The 22850-nt window shown below is 63.7% G+C and carries 17 protein-coding genes; 4 read left to right on the top strand and 13 right to left on the bottom strand.

What is annotated here, in order from left to right; all coding sequences use genetic code 11:
* Positions 1-12: 12 nt before the first annotated feature.
* The 4 genes from narI to LSO07_RS14450 are packed head-to-tail and all read right to left on the bottom strand — an operon-like array spanning position 13 to position 6643.
* A complete protein-coding gene (gene narI, locus LSO07_RS14465) occupies positions 13-699 on the bottom strand; it encodes a respiratory nitrate reductase subunit gamma (RefSeq protein ID WP_151094938.1) in 687 nt (228 codons plus the stop codon).
* Between the two features lie 27 nt (positions 700-726).
* Positions 727-1383, bottom strand: a complete 657-nt coding sequence (gene narJ / locus LSO07_RS14460; protein WP_225317306.1) for a nitrate reductase molybdenum cofactor assembly chaperone — start codon at positions 1381-1383, stop codon at positions 727-729.
* Between the two features lie 9 nt (positions 1384-1392).
* A complete protein-coding gene (gene narH / locus LSO07_RS14455) occupies positions 1393-2943 on the bottom strand; it encodes a nitrate reductase subunit beta (protein WP_070256337.1) in 1551 nt (516 codons plus the stop codon).
* A gap of 1 nt (position 2944) precedes the next feature.
* Complete coding sequence (locus tag LSO07_RS14450; RefSeq protein WP_070256339.1) at positions 2945-6643, bottom strand: nitrate reductase subunit alpha; 3699 nt, start codon at positions 6641-6643, stop codon at positions 2945-2947.
* Positions 6644-6888: 245 nt separating this feature from the next.
* On the opposite strand from LSO07_RS14450, the gene LSO07_RS14445 reads away from it, so the two are divergent.
* Positions 6889-7260 carry a hypothetical protein gene (locus tag LSO07_RS14445; protein WP_034781616.1) on the top strand — a complete coding sequence of 124 codons (372 nt, stop codon included), beginning with the start codon at positions 6889-6891 and terminating at the stop codon, positions 7258-7260.
* Here the strand turns inward: LSO07_RS14445 and LSO07_RS14440 are convergent.
* The 3 genes from LSO07_RS14440 to LSO07_RS14430 all read right to left on the bottom strand — a co-directional run bounded on the left by LSO07_RS14440 (position 7246) and on the right by LSO07_RS14430 (position 10631).
* Positions 7246-7941, bottom strand: coding sequence for a carbonic anhydrase (locus tag LSO07_RS14440; protein WP_034781617.1), 696 nt, complete (start codon positions 7939-7941; stop codon positions 7246-7248). The two genes, LSO07_RS14445 and LSO07_RS14440, sit on opposite strands and share 15 nt — an antisense overlap.
* A gap of 63 nt (positions 7942-8004) precedes the next feature.
* Entirely contained in the window at positions 8005-9390 is a 1386-nt protein-coding gene (locus tag LSO07_RS14435; protein WP_034781619.1) for a NarK family nitrate/nitrite MFS transporter, read from the bottom strand.
* Complete coding sequence (locus LSO07_RS14430; RefSeq protein WP_034781620.1) at positions 9387-10631, bottom strand: MFS transporter; 1245 nt, start codon at positions 10629-10631, stop codon at positions 9387-9389. The genes LSO07_RS14435 and LSO07_RS14430 overlap by 4 nt, the downstream gene beginning before the upstream one ends.
* 283 nt (positions 10632-10914) lie before the next feature.
* On the opposite strand from LSO07_RS14430, the gene LSO07_RS14425 reads away from it, so the two are divergent.
* Together LSO07_RS14425 and LSO07_RS14420 are read left to right on the top strand one after the other, a co-directional pair.
* The gene (locus tag LSO07_RS14425) at positions 10915-11361 is read left to right on the top strand and encodes a GNAT family N-acetyltransferase (protein ID WP_151094936.1); all 447 of its coding nucleotides are present in this window, start codon (positions 10915-10917) and stop codon (positions 11359-11361) included.
* A gap of 87 nt (positions 11362-11448) precedes the next feature.
* Positions 11449-11826: a SirB2 family protein gene (locus tag LSO07_RS14420; protein ID WP_151094934.1), complete on the top strand. Its 378-nt coding sequence runs from the start codon at positions 11449-11451 to the stop codon at positions 11824-11826.
* A 4-nt stretch (positions 11827-11830) separates the two neighbouring features.
* Here LSO07_RS14420 and LSO07_RS14415 read toward each other — a convergent pair whose 3' ends face one another.
* The 3 genes from LSO07_RS14415 to LSO07_RS14405 form a co-directional block, all read right to left on the bottom strand.
* Positions 11831-14293 carry a TonB-dependent siderophore receptor gene (locus LSO07_RS14415; RefSeq protein ID WP_151094932.1) on the bottom strand — a complete coding sequence of 821 codons (2463 nt, stop codon included), beginning with the start codon at positions 14291-14293 and terminating at the stop codon, positions 11831-11833.
* Positions 14294-14378: 85 nt separating this feature from the next.
* Positions 14379-15353: a FecR domain-containing protein gene (locus LSO07_RS14410; protein WP_151094930.1), complete on the bottom strand. Its 975-nt coding sequence runs from the start codon at positions 15351-15353 to the stop codon at positions 14379-14381.
* Positions 15353-15865: a sigma-70 family RNA polymerase sigma factor gene (locus tag LSO07_RS14405; protein WP_151094928.1), complete on the bottom strand. Its 513-nt coding sequence runs from the start codon at positions 15863-15865 to the stop codon at positions 15353-15355. Before LSO07_RS14405 ends, LSO07_RS14410 begins: the two co-directional genes overlap by 1 nt.
* A 150-nt stretch (positions 15866-16015) precedes the next feature.
* Between LSO07_RS14405 and LSO07_RS14400 the strand changes: the two genes are divergently transcribed.
* Positions 16016-16528 carry a hypothetical protein gene (locus LSO07_RS14400; protein WP_151094926.1) on the top strand — a complete coding sequence of 171 codons (513 nt, stop codon included), beginning with the start codon at positions 16016-16018 and terminating at the stop codon, positions 16526-16528.
* A 10-nt stretch (positions 16529-16538) separates the two neighbouring features.
* On the opposite strand, the gene LSO07_RS14395 is transcribed toward LSO07_RS14400, so the two are convergent.
* The 3 genes from LSO07_RS14395 to LSO07_RS14385 form a co-directional block, all read right to left on the bottom strand.
* Entirely contained in the window at positions 16539-17855 is a 1317-nt protein-coding gene (locus LSO07_RS14395) for a DUF3472 domain-containing protein (RefSeq protein ID WP_225317305.1), read from the bottom strand.
* A 128-nt stretch (positions 17856-17983) separates the two neighbouring features.
* Positions 17984-19375 carry a Gfo/Idh/MocA family protein gene (locus tag LSO07_RS14390; protein ID WP_208672401.1) on the bottom strand — a complete coding sequence of 464 codons (1392 nt, stop codon included), beginning with the start codon at positions 19373-19375 and terminating at the stop codon, positions 17984-17986.
* Between the two features lie 66 nt (positions 19376-19441).
* Positions 19442-22483: a TonB-dependent receptor gene (locus LSO07_RS14385; protein ID WP_099393474.1), complete on the bottom strand. Its 3042-nt coding sequence runs from the start codon at positions 22481-22483 to the stop codon at positions 19442-19444.
* Between the last annotated feature and the right edge of the window lie 367 nt (positions 22484-22850).

Here is a 22850-nt window from a genome sequence, read left to right as displayed (position 1 = left end):
GTAGCTCCTTTCTTAGCGGCGGCGCACCAGTTGATAGGCGCGGCCCAGATATCCAATGGCGCCGAAGCCGCTCCACACGTGCACCAGGCGGGTGAACGGGAAGATGACGAACAGCGACATGCCCATGAACAGGTGCAGCTTGAACACCAGCGGCGCATCGACGATGAAGCTGGCCGCGTCGCCGCGGAAGGTCACGATGTGCTGCGCCCAGTTCATCAGCAAGACCATCATGTGGCCATCCATGTGCGAAGCCGAGACGAAGATCGACGACAGGCCCAGCAGCAAGGTTAGCAAGATCCACACCATCACCAGCTTGTCGCCGGCCGTGGTGACGGCGCGCAGCCGTTCATTGCCGAAGCGGCGCGCCAGCAGGATCAGGATGCCGGCCAGACACAGGCCGCCCATCACGCCGCCGGCCGCCATGGCCACGCCCTGCTTCAGGCTATGCGACACGCCCAGGGTATCCCATACCCAGACGGGGGTCAGCAAGCCGGCCGCATGGCCGAACAGCAGGCCGATGATGCCGATGTGGAACAGGATATTGCCCAGGCGCAGGCTGCCGCGGTGCAGCAGCTGGCTGGAATCGGACTTCCACGTATATTGCTCGCGGTCGAAACGGATCAGGCTACCCAGGAAAAAGATGGCCAGCGCGATGTATGGATAAATGCCATACACAAATTGATGCAAGTAATTACTCATGATGTACTCTCCTCATGCGGACGCGATTCAAGCGGCGCGCCGCGGCTGCGGGTGAAAATGCACGGGATGGACGCCGCCCGGCGCTTGGCGCAGCAACGGCTCGACGCCGTCCGCACCGGGACCGAAGGTTTCCAGCGCTTCGTCCATGTCGCGCACCGGCGGTTCGGCCAGCATTTCTGCCGCCACGGGGCTCAGGCGTTCGAGCAGCGTGAAGACGGGCGCGTACGGGCTGCCGTTGGCCGTCAGCTTGCGGCCGATGTGCGCCAGCACGTGGACGGCGTCGCCCAGCAGCGGTGCCGAGACTTCCTCGTCGAGCTGTGCCAGAAACTCCAGGAACAGTGGCACGAAGTCGGGCAAGTCGTCGCCCACCATTTGCAGGCCGTGGCGCTTGTATTCCTCCATCAGGTCGACCATGGCCTGGCCCCGGTCGCGCGATTCGCCGTGGATATGCTCGAACAGGTGCAGCGAGTGCGACGTATTGCGGTCGAATGTGGCCACGTACTGCTGCTGCAGGTCGATCAGGCTGCTGCTTTCCAGGTGCGCCAGCAAGGGCCGCAGCAGCGCGTGCTGCTCCGGCACGGCCGCCAGCGCGGCGCCGAGCTGCGGCAGGTGCGCGATCAGCTCTGGCTCGGGATACAGCAGCAGGCGAGACAGGACTTGGTAGTGATGCATAGCGTGTTCCATTTGAGCTCCTTAAGCGCCTGGCGCCGTTTTGCGCGACTTCGGCATCTGCATGAAGATGGCCGAACCGTGCTTTTTCTTGCCGAACAAGGTCGGCTCGCTGGTGCCGTCCGAGCAGCCATTGCCGAAGCTGAAGCCGCACGAACCCTTCTCGTTGAAACTGTCCTCGGCCATTTCCTTGTGGCTGCTGGGGATGACGAAGCGGTCTTCGTAGTTGGCGATAGCCATGATGTGGTACATGTCCTCCACCTGCGCCTTGGTCAAGCCCACCTGTTTCAGAACCGTGAGGTTCTCCACCTTCTCGACAGTCTTGCTGCGCATGTAGGCACGCATGGCCAGCATGCGGTCCAGTGCCGTGACGATGGGCGGCTGGTCGCCGGCCGTCAGCAGATTGGCCAGGTACTGCACGGGAATGCGCAGGCTTTGCGTGTCCGGCAGCATGCCGTTCACACCCAGCTTGCCCGATTCGGCGGCCGCCTGGATCGGCGACAGGGGCGGCACGTACCACACCATCGGCAAGGTGCGGTACTCGGGATGCAGCGGGAACGCCACTTTCCACTCGACGGCCATCTTGTAGACGGGCGACTTGACGGCCGCTTCCAGCCAAAGGTCCGGGATGCCCTGGCGGCGCGCCTCGGCGATGATGGCCGGGTCGTGCGGGTCGAGGAACAGATCGAGCTGCGCCTGGTACAGGTCCTGCTCTTGCGGCACGGAGGCGGCAGCCTCGATCCTGTCGGCGTCGTACAGCAGCACGCCCAGGTAGCGGATGCGGCCCACGCACGTTTCCGAGCACACGGTAGGCTGGCCCGCTTCGATGCGCGGGAAGCAGAAGGTGCACTTCTCCGCCTTGCCGGACGACCAATTGTAGTAAATCTTCTTGTACGGGCAACCGGAGATGCACATGCGCCAGCCGCGGCACTTGTCCTGGTCGATCAGTACGATGCCGTCGTCTTCGCGCTTGTACACGGAGCCGGAGGGGCAAGACGCCACACACGTCGGGTTCAGGCAATGCTCGCACAGGCGCGGCAAGTACATCATGAAGGTGTTTTCGAACGTGCCGTACATCTCCTTCTGCATGTTGTCGAACAGTTTATCTTTGCTGCGCTGGGCGAATTCGCCGCCCAGGTCATCTTCCCAGTTCGGGCCCCACTCGATTTTCTCCATCTTTTTCCCCGTCAGCACGGAGATCGGACGGGCCGTCGGCGGCGTCTGCGACAGCGGCGCGCTTTGCAGGTGCTCGTAGTCGTAGGTGAACGGCTCGTAATACTCGTCGATGGCCGGCAGGTTCGGGTTGGCGAAGATGTTGGCCAGGATTTTCAGACGGCTGCCCTGGCGCGGCTCAATCTTGCCCGCGTCCGTGCGGCGCCAGCCGCCATTCCACTTGTCCTGGTTTTCCCACTGCTTCGGATAGCCGATGCCCGGCTTGGTTTCCACGTTGTTGAACCATGCGTACTCGACGCCGTCGCGGCTGGTCCATACGTTCTTGCAGGTGACGGAACAGGTGTGGCAGCCGATGCACTTGTCCAGGTTCAGCACCATGCCGATTTGCGCTCTGATTTTCATACTATGCTCCTTCTTCCTGCAACGGGCCTTCGAGCCAGTCGACCTTGTTCATCTTGCGCACCAATACGAATTCATCGCGGTTGGAGCCCACCGTGCCGTAGTAATTGAAGCCGTACGCCAGTTGGGCGTAGCCGCCGATCATGTGCGTCGGCTTGGGCACGGCCCGCGTCACCGAGTTATGGATGCCGCCCCGCTTGCCCGTCATCTCCGCGCCAGGCACGTTGATGATCTTTTCCTGGGCGTGGTACATCATCGTCATGCCGGCCGGGATGCGCTGGCTGACGATGGCGCGCGCCGTCAGGCTGCCGTTCACGTTGAACACTTCGATCCAGTCGTTGTCGACGATGCCGGCCGTCTTCGCGTCGGTCTCCGACAGCCACACGTGCGGTCCGCCGCGCGACAGGGTCAGCATGCGCAGGTTGTCCGAATACGTGGAGTGGATGCCCCACTTCTGGTGCGGCGTCAAAAAGTTCAGCGCCAGTTCCTTGTTGCCGTTCGGCTTGGTGCCCAGCAGCGCTTCCGTCGTCTTCGTGTTGATGGCCGGCTTGTACACGCACAGTCCCTCGCCGAAATCGCGCATCCACAGGTGATCCTGGTAGAACTGCTGGCGGCCCGTCAGGGTGCGCCAAGGGATCAGTTCATGCACGTTGGTATAGCCGGCCGTGTAGCTGACTTCCTCGCTTTCCAGGCCCGACCAGGTGGGCGAGGAAATGATCTTGCGCGGCTGCGCCTGCACGTCGCGGAAGCGGATGCTGTCATGCTCGCGCGGCAGCGCCAGGTGCGTATGCTCGCGTCCCGTGATGGCCGACAGCGCGGCCCAGGCCTTGACGGCCACGTGGCCATTCGTTTCCGGCGCCAGCGACAAAATCATCTCGGCCGCGTCGATGGCCGTATCGAGGCGCGGCTGGCCCTTGGAGACGCCTTCTTCGAGCACCGTGCGGTTGACGCCGCGCAGTACCTCGACTTCATGCCCCGTTTTCCAGGAAATGCCCTTGCCGCCGTTGCCGATGGTTTCCAGCAGCGGGCCGATCGAGGTGAACTTCTTGTACACGTCGCGGTAATTGCGCTCGACCACCGTCATGTTCGGCATGGTCTTGCCGGGAATGGCGTCGCATTCGCCGGCGCGCCAATCCTTGGGATCGAAAGGCTGGCCCAGTTCGCCCGGGGTGTCGTGCATCAGCGGCGTGAGGATGATGTCTTGCTGGGTGCCCAGCAGCTCGCCGCCGATTTCCGAGAATTTCTCGGCGATGCCCTTGTAGATTTCCCAGTCCGACTTCGATTGCCACAAGGGCTGCACGGCTTCCGACAGCGGGTGGATGAACGGATGCATGTCCGACGTATTCAGATCATCCTTTTCGTACCAGGTGGCCGTCGGCAGCACCACGTCGCCATACAGGCAGGTGGTCGACATGCGGAAGTCCAGCACCACCAGCAGATCGAGCTTGCCTTCGGCGGCAGGGCGCACTTTCACCTGCTTCGGCGTGATGCAGTCGTCTTCGTCACTGAGCAAGCCGTTCTGCGTGCCGAGCAGGTATTTCAGGAAGTACTCGTGGCCCTTGCCCGAGCTGCCCAGGATATTCGAGCGCCAGACAAACATATTGCGCGGGAAGTTGGCCGGGTTGTCCGGGTCGTCGCACGAAAACTGCAGCTGGCCCGCCTTGATCTGGTCGAGCGCATATGCGGCTGGCGCCTGCCCTGCCGCCTTGGCGGCCTTGGCCACTTCCAGCGGATTGGTCTGCAACTGCGGCGCCGATGGCAGCCAGCCCATGCGTTCCGCCTTGGCGTTGTAGTCGAGCAGGGTCAGGTCGCCCGTGCCGCCGGCCGCCGATGGCGAGGCGATGTCGCCCGTTTCCAGCTTTTCATGGCGCCACTGGCTCGTGTGGGCATAGAAGAACGAGGTGCCGTTCATCTGGCGCATCGGACGCACCCAGTCCTGGGCGAAGGCCAAAGGCGTCCAGCCCGTTTGCGGACGCAGTTTTTCCTGGCCCACGTAATGGGCCCAGCCGCCGCCCGACTGGCCGATACAGCCGCACATCATCAGCATGTTGATGATGCCGCGGTACGTCATGTCCATGTGGTACCAGTGATTCAGGCCGGCGCCCACGATGACCATGCTCTTGCCGCGCGTCTGGTCCGCGTTTTCCGCGAACTGGCGCGCCACGGTGATGACATCGGCGCGTTTCACGCCCGTGTGCTTCTCCTGCCATGCGGGGGTGTACGGCACGTCGTCGTCATAGCTTTCCGCCACGTTTTCGCCGCCGAGGCCACGGTCGATGCCGTAGTTGGCCAGGGTCAGGTCGAACACGGTGGTGACCAGGCCCGTCGTGCCGTCGGCCAGGCGGATGGTTTTCACCGGTACCTTGCGCAGCAACATGTCGGACGCATCCTTGCCGCCGAAGTAGGCAAAGCCCACTTCCGTGACGGCGTCGCTGTCGTTGATCATGGAGAGCATCGGCACGATAGGCTCGCCGCTGCCGCCCGCTTTTTGCTCCAGGTTCCACTTGCCCGATTCGCCCCAGCGGAAGCCGATGGAGCCTGCCGGCGCTGTGATGGCGCCCGTGGTTTCATCGATGACGAGGGTTTTCCATTCCGGATTGTTGGTTTCGTCGAGGTTGTTGTCCAGGTGCGAAGCGCGCAGGAAGTAGTCGGGTACCAGGGTGCCGTTATGCTCCTTGAGCAGCACCAGCATGGGGAAGTCCGTGTACTGGCGCGCATAGTCGCGGAAGTAGGCGCTCTGCCCTTCCGAGTGGAATTCCTTGAGGATGACGTGGCCCATGGCCAGCGCCAGCGCGGCATCCGTGCCCTGCTTCGGCGCCAGCCAGATGTCGCCGAATTTCACCATTTCGCCGTAATCGGGCGAGATAGCCACGGTTTTCGTGCCCTTGTAGCGCACTTCCGTGTAGAAGTGAGCATCGGGCGTGCGCGTCATCGGCACGTTCGAGCCCCACACCATCAGATAGGTCGAGTTGTACCAGTCGGCCGATTCCGGCACGTCCGTCTGCTCGCCCCACACTTGCGGGCTGGCTGGCGGCAAGTCGCAGTACCAGTCATAGAAGCTCAGGGCCACGCCGCCGATCAGCGACAGGTAGCGCGTGCCGGAGGCATAGCTGACCATGGACATGGCGGGAATCGGCGAAAAGCCGACAACGCGGTCCGGGCCGTATTTCTTGATCGTCAGCGCATTCGCGGCGGCGATGATTTCATTCGATTCGTCCCAGGTGGCGCGCACGAAGCCGCCCAGGCCGCGGATGGACTTGTACTGCTGCGAGCGCACGGGATCCTGGCTGATCCAGTCCCAGGCCGTGACGGGGTCCATGGTCTTGCGCGCTTCGCGCCACATTTCCATCAGGCGGCCGCGCACCATCGGGTATTTCACGCGCTGCGCCGAATACACGTACCAGGAATAGCTGGCACCGCGCGGGCAGCCGCGCGGTTCGTGGTTGGGCAGGTCGGGCCGCGTGCGCGGATAATCGGTTTGCTGGGTTTCCCAGGTGATCAGGCCATTCTTGACGTATACCTTCCAGCTGCATGAGCCGGTGCAGTTCACGCCATGCGTGGAGCGCACGATCTTGTCGTGCTGCCAGCGCTGGCGGTAGGCGTTTTCCCAGGTACGGTCTTCATCGACCACGGTGCCATGGCCGTTTGAAAACGGCTCGGCGGGCTTGCTAAAAAATTTCAGGCGGTCCAGAAAGTGACTCATGCTACCTCCACATTGCGCCGCGGACAGCGGCGCCAGGTCTTAAAAAACGCTGCAAGCAGGATGGCTCAAGCGTCGATACAAACAGTCTATCGATGTGCCGTGCCCGGCGGTATTGGCAAGAAGTCGGTTTCCGGCACCAGGAATGCATAGGCGCGTAGTCACCCGGATAGTCACTATTGCCTATGGGCGGCAAGGCGGCGCTGCGGTATACCTGTCGTCATCGTTCAACACAGAGAAAGAGCACCATGCCGATTACCGATTACGCCAGCCTGCTGCGCAGCGCCCGCAACCAGGAGCAGCCGCAACGCCTGCTGTTCACCTTTACCCAGGCGCAGGCCCAGCCTGGCGGCCAGGGCAAGTCCCTCACGCCCGTGATGTGCGCCGACAAGCTGCCCGAGGAACTGGACAGCTTCGAGACATTGAAAGAGGAGTCGAAACAGATGCAGACGCACTGGGACGTGGTCTTCGTGGCGGGACTGGCGGGCCAGGACGGCCAGCCGCCCGCGGCGCAGGAATGCGAGGCGCCCCTGCGCGCCATGGTGACGGCCATCGAGCAAGGCCGCATCGACAGCCTGCTGGCGTTTGACCGCAGCGGGGATTTGTTACGTTTTAGCTGAATCCGGCCAAGGGCGCTCGTGCAGATGACGCGCCCGTTCGATCGGGCAGACCAGCGGCAAAAACTGCTGCTGGCGCGCCGAATATGCCATCAGGGCCCCGCTGTCGATGTCGAAATACCATCCATGCAGTTTCAACACCCCCTGCTCCACCCGCCGCTTCAGCCACGGGTAGGTGAGCAGGTTGTCCAGCGACTGCAGGATGCTGGCCAGCTCGCACGCGTGGTGCTGTTCCGCCGACGAGCGGTGCGCCAGCTCGCGCCGCACCCTTTGCGCCACCGGTTCGGCGATGCGCATCCACTGTCCCACAAAGTCCGTTTCCTGGCCTTCCGCGCGCGGCTGCGGTTCCAGCAGCGCGCGGATGCCGCCGCAGCGCGCATGTCCGAGCACGATGACCCTGGCCACTTCCAGCTTGCAGACGGCGAACTCGATGGCCGAGCTGACGCCGGGCGGCGCGTCCGGGGTACACGGTGGCACCAGGTTGGCGATATTGCGCACGACGAACATGTCGCCCGGGTCGCTGCCCGTCAGCAGCATGGGATCGACGCGCGAATCGCAGCAGCCGATCAGCAAGGTCGAAGGCCGCTGCCCGTCGCGCAGGCTGTCGTACAAGGTTTGCGGCTCGCTGAAATACTGCTGCTGAAACAGGCTGAAGCCGTTGACAAATTTTTCCAGTTCTTCCATGACTACCTCGAATACTTTATACAGCGCCCGGCAAGCAGGACTTGCCAGGCGTTCTGACGCCAACTAGCAAGGCATCGGCGCATTCTTGCGCGCATAGCACCACCAGGTGATGGCGATGCAGCTCACATAAAAGCCGATGAAGCACCACAAGGCCGCGTCGGGGCTGCCCGTCAGCGCAATCGATGTGCCATAGCTTTTCGGGATGAAGAAGGCGCCATACGCGGCCACGGCCGACGTAAAGCCCAGGACGGCCGCGCCTTCCTTGTTGGCGTCGACGATGGCTTGCTCCTGCTCGGCCTTGCCCTTGCCGGCGGCCGCGCGCTGGTGCTCCGTCAGGAAGATCACGGGGATCATGCGGAAGGTCGACGCATTGCCGACGCCCGTGCCGGCGAACAGCAGCATGAACATCCAGAAGAAACCATTGAAGCTGCCACCCACGCCCGCTTGCGGCATGAAGTACAGCACGCCCAGCACGGCGCCGATCATCAGCAGGAACGACCACAGGGTGACGCGGGCGCCGCCCAATTTATCGGAAATCACGCCGCCGGCCACGCGCGCCAGCGCACCGACCAGGGGGCCGAGGAAGGCATAATCGAGCGGATTCACGTCGGGGAACTGGATCTTGATCAGCAGCGGAAAGGCGGCCGAATAACCGATGAAGGAGCCGAAGGTACCCGTGTACAGCCAGCACATGAGCCAGTTGTGCTTGCGCTTGAAGATCACGGCCTGTTCGGAAAACGAAGCCTTCGCCGACGCCAGGTCATTCATGCCGAACCAGGCCAGCAAGGTACTCAAGGCGATGAACGGCACCCAGATGAAGCCCGCGTTTTGCAGCCACATGTCCTTGCTCACGCCATTTTTCACCCAGGTGAGCGAATCGCCGCCCCAGGCGCCGAAGACGGCAAAGGTGATCACCAGCGGCACGACGAACTGCACCACCGACACGCCCAGGTTGCCCAGGCCCGCATTCATGCCCAGCGCGAAACCCTTGCTCGCCTTGGGATAGAAAAAGCTGATATTGGCCATCGACGAGGCGAAATTGCCGCCGCCGAAGCCGCACAGCAGCGCCAGGATCAGCATGGTCGGATAGCCCGTGTTCACATCCTGCACGGCCAGGCCGATACCGATGGCGGGAATCAGGAGCGAGCCAGTGGAAATGGCCGTCCAGCGGCGGCCGCCGAAGATCGGCACCATGAACGAATAAAAGATGCGCAAGGTGGCGCCGGACAGGCCCGGCAAGGCCGTCAGCCAGAACAGCTGGTTGTTACTGTAGGTAAAACCGATGTTGGGCAGGTTGACCACCACCACGCTCCACACCATCCACACGGCGAATGCCAGCAGCAGCGCGGGAATCGAGATCCACAGATTGCGCGCGGCCGTGGCCTTGCCCGTGTTTTGCCAGAAGCTCGGGGTTTCCGGCTCCCACGTATTGATCATGTAGCGGCTCATGCTTTAGCTCCTGCAGGTTGATTGATAGTGGCCGCGCGCAGCGGCTTGAACGAGAAATGCATCCAGACGAGGGAAACGCAGACGGTGCCGTACAGGAGCATGAAGGAGCTCGAACGCACGCCGGTAAAGTCCACCAGGGCGCCGAACATCACGGGCAGGATGAAGCCTCCCAGGCCGCCGGCCAGGCCGACCACGCCCGAGACGGCGCCGATATTGTCGGAAAAATCATCGCCGATGAACTTGAAGACGGACGCCTTGCCCACGGCCATGGCGATGCCGACGATGAACAGCAGCACGGTGAACCACAGCGGCGACAGGCCGATATGGAAAGCCAGCGGACCCGTGACGGTTTCCACGACCATCTGCGTTTGCGGATACGACAGCAGGAAGAAGCACACCCAGCACACCCACATCACGGCCCAGGTGACTTTCGCCGCACCGTATTTGTCGGAGATCCAGCCGCCCACGGCGCGCAGCACGCCGCCCGGCAGCGAGAAGCACGCAGCCAGCAGCGCCGCGTGTTTCAGGTCAAAGCCGTATTCGGCCACGTAGTACTTCGTCATCCACAGCGCCAGCGCCACGTAACCGCCAAACACCACCGAGTAGTACTGGCAGTAGCGCCACACGCGGGGATCCTTCAGCACCTTCATCTGCGCCGAAAAGCTCTCGCCCGATGGCGCCAGATGCGATTTGTCCGTGTAAGAGAACAGCCAGAAGATGATGGCCGTGGCCAGCATGGCCACCGCATATACCTTGGGCAGCATTTGCCAGCCGAAGGCGGCGACGATGCCGGGCGCGACGAACTTGGTCAGCGCGGAACCGGAATTGCCGGCGCCGAAGATGCCCATCGCCAGGCCGCGGCGCTCCTTTTCATACCAGCGCGCCACGTACGGCGTGCCGACGGAAAACGAACCGCCCGCCAGGCCGACGAACATGCCCAGCACGAGAAAATGCCAGTAGGCGGTGGCGTAGGAAATCAGGTAGATCGGCACCACGCTGGCCAGCATCAGCCAGAAGAAGACGCGGCGTCCGCCGTATTTGTCCGTCCAGATGCCCAGCGGCACGCGCACGAGGGAGCCCGTCAGCACGGGCATGGCGGCCAGCAGGCCGAATTGTGTTTCAGTCAAGCCCAGGCTGGTCTTGATGGGGATGCCCAGTACGGCAAACATCATCCAGACTGCAAAGCAGATGGTAAACGCGAAGGTGCTGCTGATCAGCACGGACGCCTGCTTGCGCCGCATGCCAGGTTCGACTGCCTTGTTACTACTGTTGTTCTTAGTGCCATCTAGGGTAGCCACGATGTTTCTCCATGAATGCACTGGCCGTCTGGCCAGCCGTCCCGACCAGCTTACGTGGCAGAGGGGAAAGGCACTATCGGCCACAGGGTGATTCTGGAAAGGCAATCTGGATAGCCGTATCGGCAAAAGTGACTAGATGGCGGAGGATGGACCTAGCCTGGATGGCGGGTGTTTTACAAACGCAGCTATTTTTGGCACACTCGGCGCCTGGAGAAAAAGGAGCGGCATGCAGAACAGGCACGAAACAGACCCCATCATCACCCGCGCGGCCCTGGCCGGCGATGTGGCAGCCATGCTGGCCTGCGATGCGTATGCGCAGGCGCACGCCAGCCGGGGCGATGCCGTGCGCGCCGCCGTCGGCAAGGGGCACTGCCAGGTGGCCATGCGGGCTGGCCAGGTCGCTGGCTATGTCCTCACGCACGACGACTTCTTCGGCTACGGCTTCGTCTCGCTGGTGGTGGTCGCTCCCGGGCAGCAGCGGCGCGGCGTGGGCTTGCGCCTGCTGGCCGCCGCCGAAGCCGCGTGCCAGACAGGCAAGCTGTTCACCTCGACGAACCAGTCCAACCTGGCCGCGCAACGGCTGTTCGCCAGAGCGGGCTTCGTGCGCAGCGGCCAGATCGACCATCTCGACGAGGGAGACCCCGAGCTGGTGTACGTGAAATGGTGCCGCTGATCGCGCCTCATCCCGACGGCGTATGGCGCGGCACGCCAAAGGCGGCTATGCTGGCGCCACCGTCAATCAACGCCCACCACATCACGCATGGATTATCTGAGCCTCAAGCATTTCCACATGGGATGCGCCGCCGCCAGCGGCTTTCTTTTCCTCTTGCGCGGCGCCTGGATGCTGCGCGCCTCGCCCGCCTTGCAGCAGCGCTGGGTAAAGGTACTGCCGCACCTGGTCGACACGGCCTTGCTGGCCAGCGCCATCACGCTGGCCGTGTGGAGCGGCCAGTCGCCGGGCAGCCACCCCTGGCTGGCTGCCAAGCTGTGTGCGCTGGTGGCTTACATCGTGCTGGGCACCATCGCCCTGAAACGCGGCAAGACGCCGGCCGTGCGCGGCGCCGCCTTCGCGCTCGCCGTGCTGGCATTCGCCTACATCGTCGCGGTGGCCGTCACCAAGCAGGCCTGGCCGCTCTGATGCATCAGAACATGTAGCGCAGGGTGACGCTGGCGTTGCGCGGCGCGCCCCAGTAAGCCTGGTTATACATGCCAAGCTGGCTGTAGTAATGCTTGTCGAACAGGTTATTGACGTTCGCCTGCAGCGACAACTGGCGCGACAGCGCGTACTTCGCCATCAGGCTGGCCACGGCATAGCCGCCCTGCTCCACGCGCTGCGCACCCGTCGGCCCGGTGGCGTCGCGGTAGGCGCCGCTCTGCCAGTTCACGCCGCCGCCCACGGACAGGGCGCGCCAGTCGCCGGGCATCTGCCAAGTGGAAAACACGCGCGCCAGGGTCTGCGGCACATAGCTGTTCAGGCGCGCGCCGGTATTGTCTTTGGCCGCCGCGTGCGACACGCTGGCCGACACACTCCAGCCCTTTGCCAATTCACCCGACACATCCAGCTCCACGCCCTTGCTGGTGGTGCCCGATGCCGCGAAATACGCCTGCGTCAGCGAATTGCCGACAAAATGGCCCGTATCTTCCTGCGCCAGGCCATCTTGCGCGATGCGGAACACGGCCAGCGCCGCGTTCAATCGGCCGCCGAAATACTCGCCCTTCACGCCCGCTTCCAGATTCTTTCCCTGCACGGGATCGAGGTAGCGGCCGAACCGGTCCTGGTAGCCCTGCGGCTTGAAGATCTTGCTGTAGCTGGTGTACAGCGCATGCTGCGCGTCGATATCCCACACCAGGCCCGCATACGGCGTGACCGCATGCTTGGCATAGGCGTAGCTGCCGCCCCAGTCATCGACGTGGTCCGCCTTGTAGCGGCTGTAGCGCGCGCCGACGATCAGTTTCAAGGGATCGGCCAGCGAAAAGCGCGCCGTGCCGTAGATGCCGCGCTGCTGCACCGTGTCGAGCAGCTGCCAGCGCGAGAAATTCGGGTCATTCCAGTCCGGCTCCGGCGTCACGCCCTGCCATTGATGGAAATTGCCGTAATCGACGCTGCCACCCGAGATGCCCGGGTTGCTGGAGAACTGGTTGCTGCCGGAGACGCCGAACGCCAGGTCGTGCGTGCGCCCCAGCAGCTGCAGCGGTCCCTGCACATAGGCGTCGACGCTATCCTGGCGCCGCGTGCCCGAGTAAAACCCGGTGTAGCCCGTCACGCCCTGGCCCGTGGCCTTGTCCGGCCAGGTATTGGCGAAAAGCTCGGCCGCCGAATAATTGCCCCAGCCGTGATTCAGCATGGCCGTCAGGTTCCAGCCCTTGCCCAGGTCCTGCTCCAGGCGCAGAAAAGCCGTCTGGCTGGTGCTGAACCAGCGGCTCCAGGTGGTCGCCGTGGTGGCGGAACGGGGCAAGGTGGCCCGTTCGCCATCCGCATACCACAGCGGCAAGCCGCCATACATGCCGCCGCGCGGGCGGTTGTCCTGGTATTCATAGCCGGCAATCAGCACGCTGCCGGGCGCCAGGTCCGCTTCCACGGTGGCATAGGCCATGGCTTTCTTGCCGTGATACAGGTTCACATACGATTCGCTGTCTTGATAGCTGGCGACGACGCGCCCACGCACCTTGCCATCGCTGCTCAATGGCGTGGAGAGGTCGGCGCTGGCGCGCGCATTGTTCCAGGAACCGAGGCTCAGGGCGGCATTCCCGGCCATCTGCTTCGATGACGCGCGCTTGCGCACCAGGTTGATGGTGGCCGACGGCTCCCCGGCGCCAGTGAGCAAGCCCGTGGCCCCGCGCACGATCTCGACCCTGTCGTAGGCCGTCATGTCCAGGGTGCTGTCACCCACGTTGTAGGCATTGTCGACCGTGGTGGGAATGCCGTCGTACTGGTAGCTGGCGATGGAAAAGCCGCGCGCAAAGAATGAAGTACGGTCGCTGTCGTAGCGGTTGATGGCCACGCCGGCCGCGTTTTGCAGCACCTCTTCCACCGTTTGCAGGTTCTGGTCATCCATCTGCTGGCGCGTGACCACGCTGACGGCTTGCGGCGTCTCGCGCACGGACAGGCCCAGGCGCGTGGCCGAGCGCATGGTCTGCGTCGTATACGAGCCGCTGCCTTCCGTCGCGCCATTCGCATCAAAGCTGGCGCTGACCTTCATCTCCGGCATGGTCTGGCCGCCATCGGAAGCTGCCACGTCGAGCACATAGCCGCCATTTGCCTGAGGCACGGCGCGCAGGCCCGAACCGGCGACGATGGCGCCCAGCGCTGCAGGGATGCTGTAGCTGCCCGTCAGTCCGGCGCTGCGCTTGCCGGCCACGGTGGCGGCCTGGTAAGAGATCATGGTGCCCGTCTGCTGACCGAAGCGCACCAGCACCTGTTCCAGGGTGCCGCCGGGTATCGCCAGTTCGATGCGCGCCCCATTGGCTGCCTGGGCAATAGGCGCGGCGGCCAATGCGCCGCCGGCGGCCAGCAGCCACAGGGCGTGGCTGACGGCCAGCGCCGCCACGCTGCGGCGGCACGTGCGGGAAGCGGAAGATGGGTAAGTAGGTGTTGTGCTGGGCATGCGGACTGTTTTCCTGAAAGTGAATGAGGGGTTCACTCGCTATGCCACGCGAAAATCGAAAAACCCTCACATTTTCAGAAAATAATCATGGATGCTTCCGATGCGGCACCACGCTCACCCAGAAGCGCGTGCTCTGGCGCACGTCGACGGGCAAGGTACGCGTCAGCATGTCCAGCACTTGCGTCGTGTCGGCCAGCGGATAGATGCCCGAGACGCGCAGGTGGGCGACGGCCGGGTCGCAGGCCAGGCGCCCATGGCGGTAGCGTGCCAGCTCGCCGACAAAATCGGCCAGCGGCATGTCGTGCGCCACCAGCATGCCGGCCGTCCACGCATCGGCGCCGGCAGGCAGAAGCTCGATGGAGCCCACGCTGCCCGCCGTGAAAGTCGTTTGTTCGCCCGCCTGCAGCCTGCGCGCCGCATCGGGCGCTTGTTCCGGCAGCATGTCGACGGCGCCCGCAAATACGCCCAGGCGCGTACGCTCCCCTTCCACGCGCACGGCAAAGCGCGTGCCCACGGGTTGCAAGCGGCCCTGGCCCGTGCGCACGAAAAAGGGCCGGCCAGCCGCATCGTGCGCGGTCGTGACCATGATCTCGCCTTTGAGTACCGTCACCAGGCGCTGGCCCGCATCGAAACGCACGTCGATGGAGGTGGCCGTGTTGAGGGCGATGCGCGTGCCGTCTGCCAGCACGATGTGGCGCAATTCGCCCGTGCCCGTGCGGTAATCGGCCAGCCAGAAGCGCGCCTGCTCATCGCCGCCAGCCAGCCAGGCGCCGCCGCCCACGGCCAGCAGCGCCAGCAGCTTGAGCGACTGACGCCGCGCCGCATTCGCTTGCGCGTGCCGCGGCTTGCGGGCCAGCGTGCCGTGCGCCAACGGCGCGGGCAAGGCACGCATGCGCGCCATGCAGCCTTCCACATGCTGCCAGGCTTGCTCGTTTTCCGGGTCGCTGCCGCGCCAGGCGCGCCATGCCTGCTCCACTTCCGGCGTGGCGTCACCGGCCTGCAGCCGCACCAGCCATTCGACAGCCTGCAAGCTGGCCGCTTCCGGCGTCGAGGCACCCATCACGGCGCCAGCGGGGAAAAGAAGCACTGGTGCATGGCTTTGACCAGGTAGCGCTGCACGGTGGCCAGCGAGACATGCAGCTCGGCGGCGATGGCCGCCTGCGGCATGCCGTCGAGCTGCGACAGCAGAAAGGCGCGGCGCACGGCAGGCGCCAGGCCATCGAGGCGGCGGTCGATGTCGAACAGGGCTTCGAGCAGGATCGCCTGCGCCTCCGGGTCGGGCGCGCATTGCGCCGGCAGGCTGGCCAGGGTTTCCAGGTAGGCCGCCTCCAGGTCGCGCCGGCGGTACAGATTGCCCAGCACGCCCTTGGCCACCGTCGTCAGGAAGGCACGCGGCTCGCGCGCGGCGATGGTCTCGTCGCGATTGAGCAGGCGCATGAAGGTGTCGTGCGCCACGTCGGCCGCGTCAAACGCATTGCCCAGCTTGTGCCTGAGCCAGCCTTGCAGCCAGCGGTGGTGATCGTGATACAGGCTGCCCACCTCCTGGTGGACGCCGGATTGGGCAGGCGGCACGGAAAATCCTCACACGCAAACAATAATGATTCGCATTCTAACTGGCATGACACGGCTGGCGCAACCGCCGCGTGGCACGTAGAAATGATAGTATTTGCAACATCTTGCACATGCCTCTCCCCTGGCCGTGCCCTACCCTGAAAGCCAAACATGCTCTTGTCTGAACTGCTGACCAAACTGACCTGCGGTGACCTGGAAGGAGAGGAACTCGACGAAGCCGTCGCCGCCATCACCGATGCGCCGTCCGCGCCACGCGACGAGTGGATCGACAGCGATGCGCAAGCCTACGCGGTGGCGATGCTCTCGCACCTGGGCGGTTATATGGCGTCGAGCGACAAGCTCGATGAGCTGCACGAACAGATACAGGACATGTTCGACGCATTCCCCGACTTCCCGTACGAGCTGCTCAAGGACAGCGACGGTAGCGCGCTGCCCTATTTCGAGTGGCTGGACAAGGAACTGGCACAGCGCGCCGTGGACGAAGGCGGCTATGACCTGATCCAGATCGACGGCAACGGCAGCGACGAAATGGATGCGCTGGTCGTGTACCGGCGCGATACCAACGACATCATCCAGGCGGCGGCATTGATGGGAGTGACGATAGGCCGGCCGCTCACCTACTATCGCGGCATCGAAGCGATGGTGGGCAAGCGACCGGGCTGAAAACCAGCGCTTATTGCATCGGCAAGGCGCTCACATCGACAGCCGGTGCCTGGCCCGTGGCCGGACGCGTGAAGTTCTGGCTGGTTTGCACGTAATCGGCAAAGAAGCCGCCGTTATGCAGGTAGAACTTGCCGTTTTCCAGCCCGCCCGCGTAATCCATGCGCTGTGCATTCGTGGCCGTGGCGTCGCCGGTGAACCTCCCGGCCGTCACTTCCAACCAGGTGCCCGATGCATTCCTTGCCCACTGGTTGCCAAACTGGACGCGGCGTTCCGTGTAGCCCAGAGTATCGATGAAGTTCTCGAGGAAGGAATGCACGCCCGTCAGATACGTACTGATGGCCGGCCGCTTCCAGGTGGCGATGTAGCGCCATTTGCCCGTCTCGGGCGCGAAGAACCAGGCCGAGTAATCGCTGCCGCCATTACCGTCGGGCCGCGCGCGCGTGATGAAGCGGTACGTCGTGCCGGCTGCCCAGTTATACGACAGATAGGTCTGGCCTCCCGTGCCCTCGCCGCCAAAGGCGTTATCGACCACGCCGGCACCCTTGCTGACCAGGGTGGTCTTGGCGCCATTGTCGGCGTCCCACACGGAAAACAGTATCCAGCGCTCGCTCGGTGATTTCACCTGGATGCCCATGTAGCCCTGGCCAAAGCCGTTGGCCATGAAATAGGAGCCGATGGCGTCCTGCCCCTTGGGTATCGTCATCTCGTTATAAAAATACTCGGTATTGGCCGGCACCGTGTAGCCCATGTGCACGGACGGGCCGCGCCGCGACCAGTAGTAATTGGCTGGGTCATTGGCGTACGTGAGCGCGGCGTTCGACGTCACCTTCAGCGCGGTGACGTCGCCGAACGTGGCCTTCACGCGCGACAGCCCCTGCAAGTCCACCTTCACATAGCCGGCCGCCGCCACGTTCACCGTGCCCACGGCATAGGTCTTGCGCGCCTTGCCGGCCAGCTTCACGTCGAAGGGCTTGCCGTTGATCTTCACGCGGATGTTGCTGTTGCCGCCATCGGCCAGACTGGCGTCAAGCGCCACCTGGACCGGGCCCGCCCCGGAGACTCGGAAATACGTGCTGGCGACGGCAGCCGGATTGCTCCAGCCGGCCAGGCCATGTTCCCCGATGACCGCGCCCTCGTTCCCGCCCGTGATGAAGGCGTTGCCGGCCAGTTCCACGGTGGCGGTGGTGGCCGGCGCGGCCACGCTGGCGGCCAGCAAGGCGGTGCCGCCCAGGTCGGGGGTAGCGGTGGCAGTGGCGCCGCCGCATGCGGCCAGCAGCAATGGCATGGCGGGAAGGACTGCGTAGAGTAATGAACTTCTGTGTTTCATCAACGTCTCCTGGTGGTACGGCGTGCAACAGGCGCAAGAAGTCCTGCGGCGTGCGCCGCGGTTTGAAAAGCTGGGATGGCTGGAAAAAAACCGCTACGGCGGCAGGCGCGGTAGCGGGTCGTGAAGGCTTAGTACTTGCCGTCGAGAGCGAAGATAGGCTTGCGCGCTTTCCACTGGCCGCCCGTGAAGTCCGGGAAGTCCAGGGTCTGGAAGTTGGCGGCGATCGACTGCTCGGACAGCGGCGTGATGGCGCTCCACGTCACGGCATCGTAGATATCGATCGGCATCGGCGCGTTGGCCTTCAGCGCTTCGACAAAGGCGTGGATGACGAAGAAGTCCATGCCGCCGTGGCCCGCGCCTTCCGCTTGCGCCGCATATTTGCGCCAGACCGGGTGCTCATACTTGTCCTGGTAGGTCTTGAAATCGTCCCACTGGTGCGGCTTGCTGACGCCCTCGATATGGATGGAATTGTTCAGGTCCATCCACAGGCCGTCCGTGCCTTGCACGCGGAAGCCCAGCGAGTACGGGCGCGGCAGGCTCGTATCGTGCTGCAGGATGATGGTTTCGCCGTTCTCGCACGCCAGGGTGGTGGTGACCACGTCGCCCAGCTTGAACTTGACCTTGGCGTTCGCATGCTGTGCGCCGCCCGGCTGCTTGACGATGTAGTCGTGCAAGCCGCGCGCCTTGGTGGCGAAGGCGTTGATGCGCGTAAAACGGTTGCCGCGGTTGATGTTGGTGTACATGGCGCACGGGCCGATGCCGTGGCTCGGATACAGTTCGCCATTGCGTTCGACCGAGTGCTGCGTGCGCCAATGGGCTTCCGACCAGCCCTTTTCGCCGAATTCCACGCCGCCGCCATACGGCTTGGCCGGATTGCCGCTGTTGAATTTCACGGCGCGCAGATCGTGCTGGTAGCCGCCCTGCAGGTGCAGCAGTTCGCCGAACAGGCCCGCGCGCACCATCTGCAGCGCAGCCATCACGTCGCGGCGGTAGCATACGTTTTCCAGCAACATGTACGGCGTGCCCGTTTTCAGCTGGGTGTTCAGGACGTCCCAGTGGTCTTGCAGGGTAATGCCGGCCACCACTTCGCAACCGACCGGTATCTTCGCCTGCATGGCGGCGATCGCCATCGGCGCGTGGAATTCCCACGGCGTGGCGATGATCACGCCATCGAGGCCGCCCGCGTCCAGCATGCGCTTGTAGGCTTTCTGGTCGCGGTCTTCGCCATACGTGCGCGGACGGGGCTTGCCGGCTTTGGCCACCTGGCCCAGCGCGTGTTTCAGCATGATCGGCTCGATATCGCACAGCGCAACCACTTCCACGTCATCGCGGCGCACCAGTTCAGCCAGCAGCACCTGGCCGCGCATGCCCGTGCCGATCAGGCCCAGGCGGATCTTGTCGCGGCCGGCCGCAGGGGCGGCGCTGGCGTCGCCAGGCAGCAAGGCGCTGCCGGCCATGGCGCCACCGGCCAGCGCGGCGCTGGCGGACAGGAAATTGCGTCGATTGATTTGTGTTGTCATTGGTCTCTTCTCGCTTCCATTGGTAATGTTCGTCACCGGCCCGCCTTGCAGCGGGCCGGCTGCAGTTTAATAGGTGTATTCCGCCGTGAAGCGCACGGAACGCGGCGCCGTGCGGCCAGCCACCTGCAGGTAGTTGCGGGCGATGGCGCCATGGTCTTCGCGCGTTTCGTTATAGCGGGTCACGGTCTGGCTGTTGAACACATTGAAGACGTCCACTTTCAGGCTCAGGCCCTTGACGGCGCTGGGAGTATAGGCCAGATTCATGTCCAGCTGGGCTTGCCAAGGCAGGCGACCCTGGCTACCGCGCGGCGCCGGCTTGCCATTGCAATAGAAGTAGGAATCGCCGTAATCGTTCTCGAACCGCAGGTTATCGGGCAGCGCGCCGATGCAGTTGCGCGGCGCGCCGGAGGTCAGCGACAGGTTGGCGCCGACCATCACGTCCGGGATGACCTGCATGAAACCGTAGGCCTTGAACGCGTGGCGATGGTCGCCTGGCAGGTAGCCATAGGCGTTGTACATCAGTTCCTTGTGGTCGTCGCTGACGGTCAGACCCACGTCGCCGCCGCCGATGCTGTCCGTCTGGCCTTCCATATTGCCCTTCAGCGCAGACAGGGTGTAGGTCAGCTTGCCGTACCAGCCGTTCGTGTACGGGTGCTCGACGAACAGGTTCAAGGCGCGGTAGGTGCGCGATGGCAGCGGATTGCCCCACTCCGCCGCCGAAATATCCACGCGGCGCAAGCCTTTGCCATCGTCAAAGTCCACCATCAGGCTGTTGTCGCGGCCAGGGTTGATGATGGCGCATTGGAAGCCGCCCCAGTTGCTCGTGTCGACGCTGTTGCGCGTGGCCCAGGCTTGCAGCGGACGCGCATCGCAGACGTCGTCGTTGGTGTCGTTCAGCTTGCGGTACAGGACGCTGGCGCCCACCACCAGCTTCTTGCTCAGGGCGCGTTCGAAGCCCAGCGAGAATTCATCCTGCGACAGCGGTTTCAAGCCGATGGCCGTCACTTCGCGCGCATCGCGGCTCTGGCCGTACGCGTTGTTGGCCGAATACGGCTTGCTGATCGCGTGCAGGCCCGTCGGCGCGCCCGTGACGGGATCGACGCCCGTGTAGGTGTACATCTCGCTGGTGGCCAGGAAGGGGCTGGCCATGTTGCTCGACAAATTCGACGGCACCGGCAAGTGGTAACGGCCGCCGTTGGCGAAGAATTTCAGGGTGCCGTCGCCCAGGTAATCCCAGGTGGCGCCCACGCGCGGGGCGATCATGTTGCGCTGCGAAATGAAGGCCACGCCATCGGTGCTGTAGTTGGTGAACTGCTCGCGGCGCAGGCCCAGGTCCAGCAGCACCCGTTCCGTGACCTGGTAGTGATCCTGGATGTATTGCGCCGACTGCACGCTGGTCGGACGCGCCAGGTTGGCATTCAAGTCCTTGCTGACGTAATAGCCCTGCGCACCGTAGCCGCCACCCTGTGCCGGCGTCTCGAACGCGCCGTTGATGGCCCGGTTCGGATCGTCCGCTTTCAGATAGCTCCAGCGGTAGCCGCCCGCCAGGCTCAGGCCCACCTTCGATTCCACGTCGATGCGGTCGATGCCGCCACGCAGCGAGTGCTTGCCCAGCTTGTATTCGAGGTCCAGACGCTTGGCCTTCTGGCGGTCTTCCGACGATGGGTCGACCAGAGTGCCCGTCACCGTTTGCGGATTGGCGTACGTCAGGCCAGGCACCTGGGTCGAGGTATTCGACGACGTTTGCGCCAGCAGCGGATTGTAGCCATTCGGCGTGCGGGTGTGCGACGTGCGCGATTCGCCCATCATGGCCGTCACGGTCAGGTTGTCCGTCAGGTAGCCCGTGTACTTGAAGATGTCGATGTTGGCGCCCGGCGCGGCCGATGATCCGCAGCAGTTGACCGTCGTCTCGCCCTTGCCCGCCTGTACGCCATTGCTCGCATGCGTGGCGTAGCTGTAGCCATACGCCTGGCTATCCGTTTTCGTGCGGTCATACAGCTTGGTGTATTCGAAGTGATGGTCGTCCGTCAGGTTGTAATCGAGCTTGGCCATCATGCGGTTCACCTTGCTCTGGCTGGTGCTCCAGCCGCGCGCCAGGGCCGTGCCCGAGTCGGCGGTGGCGGCAACGGCCTGGCTGTCCGTGCTCGTCTGTTCCAGCGCCACGAAGGCGAACAGTTTGTTCTTGATCAGCGGGCCGCTGCCATACAGGCCCACCACCTTGCTGGTGCTGCCATTGTCGCGGTTCCAGTACAGCAGATTGCCATCCGTCTTCGGATTGGCGCCCGTGTTCGGGTAATAGGTGTTTTCCGGCTCGCCTTTCAGCGAACGGGGGATGATGGACACCTTGCCGCCGAATTCGACCTTGTTGCCGCCACTCTTGGTGGTGATGTTGATCACCCCGCCCGTGGAGCGGCCAAACTCCGAGCCATAGCCGCCCGACAGCACCTGCAGGTTCGAGATCGCGCCGAACGGCAGCTCCGATGCGCCCACCTGGGTCAGGATATTCGTGATCGGGAAGCCGTTGACGTAAAAGGCGTTTTCGGACTGGCCCGAGCCGCCGATCGATGGCGCATTGCCATACACGCTGTTGGTGCCGCGCGACACGCCCGGCGTCAGCTGCACGATGGAGGCGACGTCGTTCCCGACCGGCAGCGCTTTCAATTCCTTGGCCGTGAAGATCACGCCATTGTTGGTGTTCGACACGTCGATCGGATTGCGCGACGCCTTCACCACGACGGTCTGCTCCTGGCCCACCGTGCCGGCGGCGCTGGCCGGGCCGAAGTTCGCTTCCGCGCCCGCGCCGATCAGGGCTTCGACTTCCTGCGACGCTTCCACCGAACCGGCGCGCAGCACGCGCACCGCATAGCGGCCTGGCGGCATGGAGTTGGCCACGTAGCGGCCCGACGTATCGGGCGTCAGGCTGCGCTGCACGCCCGTCGCCAGGTTTTCCAGCACCACGGTGGCGCCGGCCGGCGCACTCACTTCACCGAAAATGGTGCTGGTGGCGTTCGACTGTGCCCAGGCCTGGCCTGGCACGCCGGCCGCCAGTGCGATCACGATCGCTGCGGCGCGGCTGATGTCGCGCAATTTGAGTCGGGTGGTATGCATGCTGTCTCTCCGTCTATATCGAGGGTTATGCGCGCCCTCCCCGCTCCAGGGCGAAGTCGGGGGGATGCAATTTTTATGGTGGTCGTCGGCCGGTGCAGCCAGGCAGTTGCACCTTCCGGGAAATCAGTCCGTATCGGCTGATTTTCTTTTCTTGGGATTACTTTAAAAAGAAAAATAAGTATCGTCAACAAAAAGAAAGTTATAACGTAAATTTATCGCTAAATTGAGCAAATAAAGAGTATCTATCTTTCGATTGAATCAGATTCGCGGCAGATTGCTTTCGTTATCGTGGTATGGCAGATACACGCGCAGGCAAGGAGTCGTCCGGCAGCGGATAATCGGCGTGGCAATCCGGGAAGAGCAACGC

Source organism: Janthinobacterium sp. PLB04 (genome assembly GCF_021165895.1).
In the GTDB taxonomy this organism is placed as follows: domain Bacteria; phylum Pseudomonadota; class Gammaproteobacteria; order Burkholderiales; family Burkholderiaceae_D; genus Janthinobacterium; species Janthinobacterium lividum.
The sequence above is the reverse complement of the archived record's forward strand: the minus strand, read 5'-3'. Positions and strand labels throughout refer to the sequence as shown.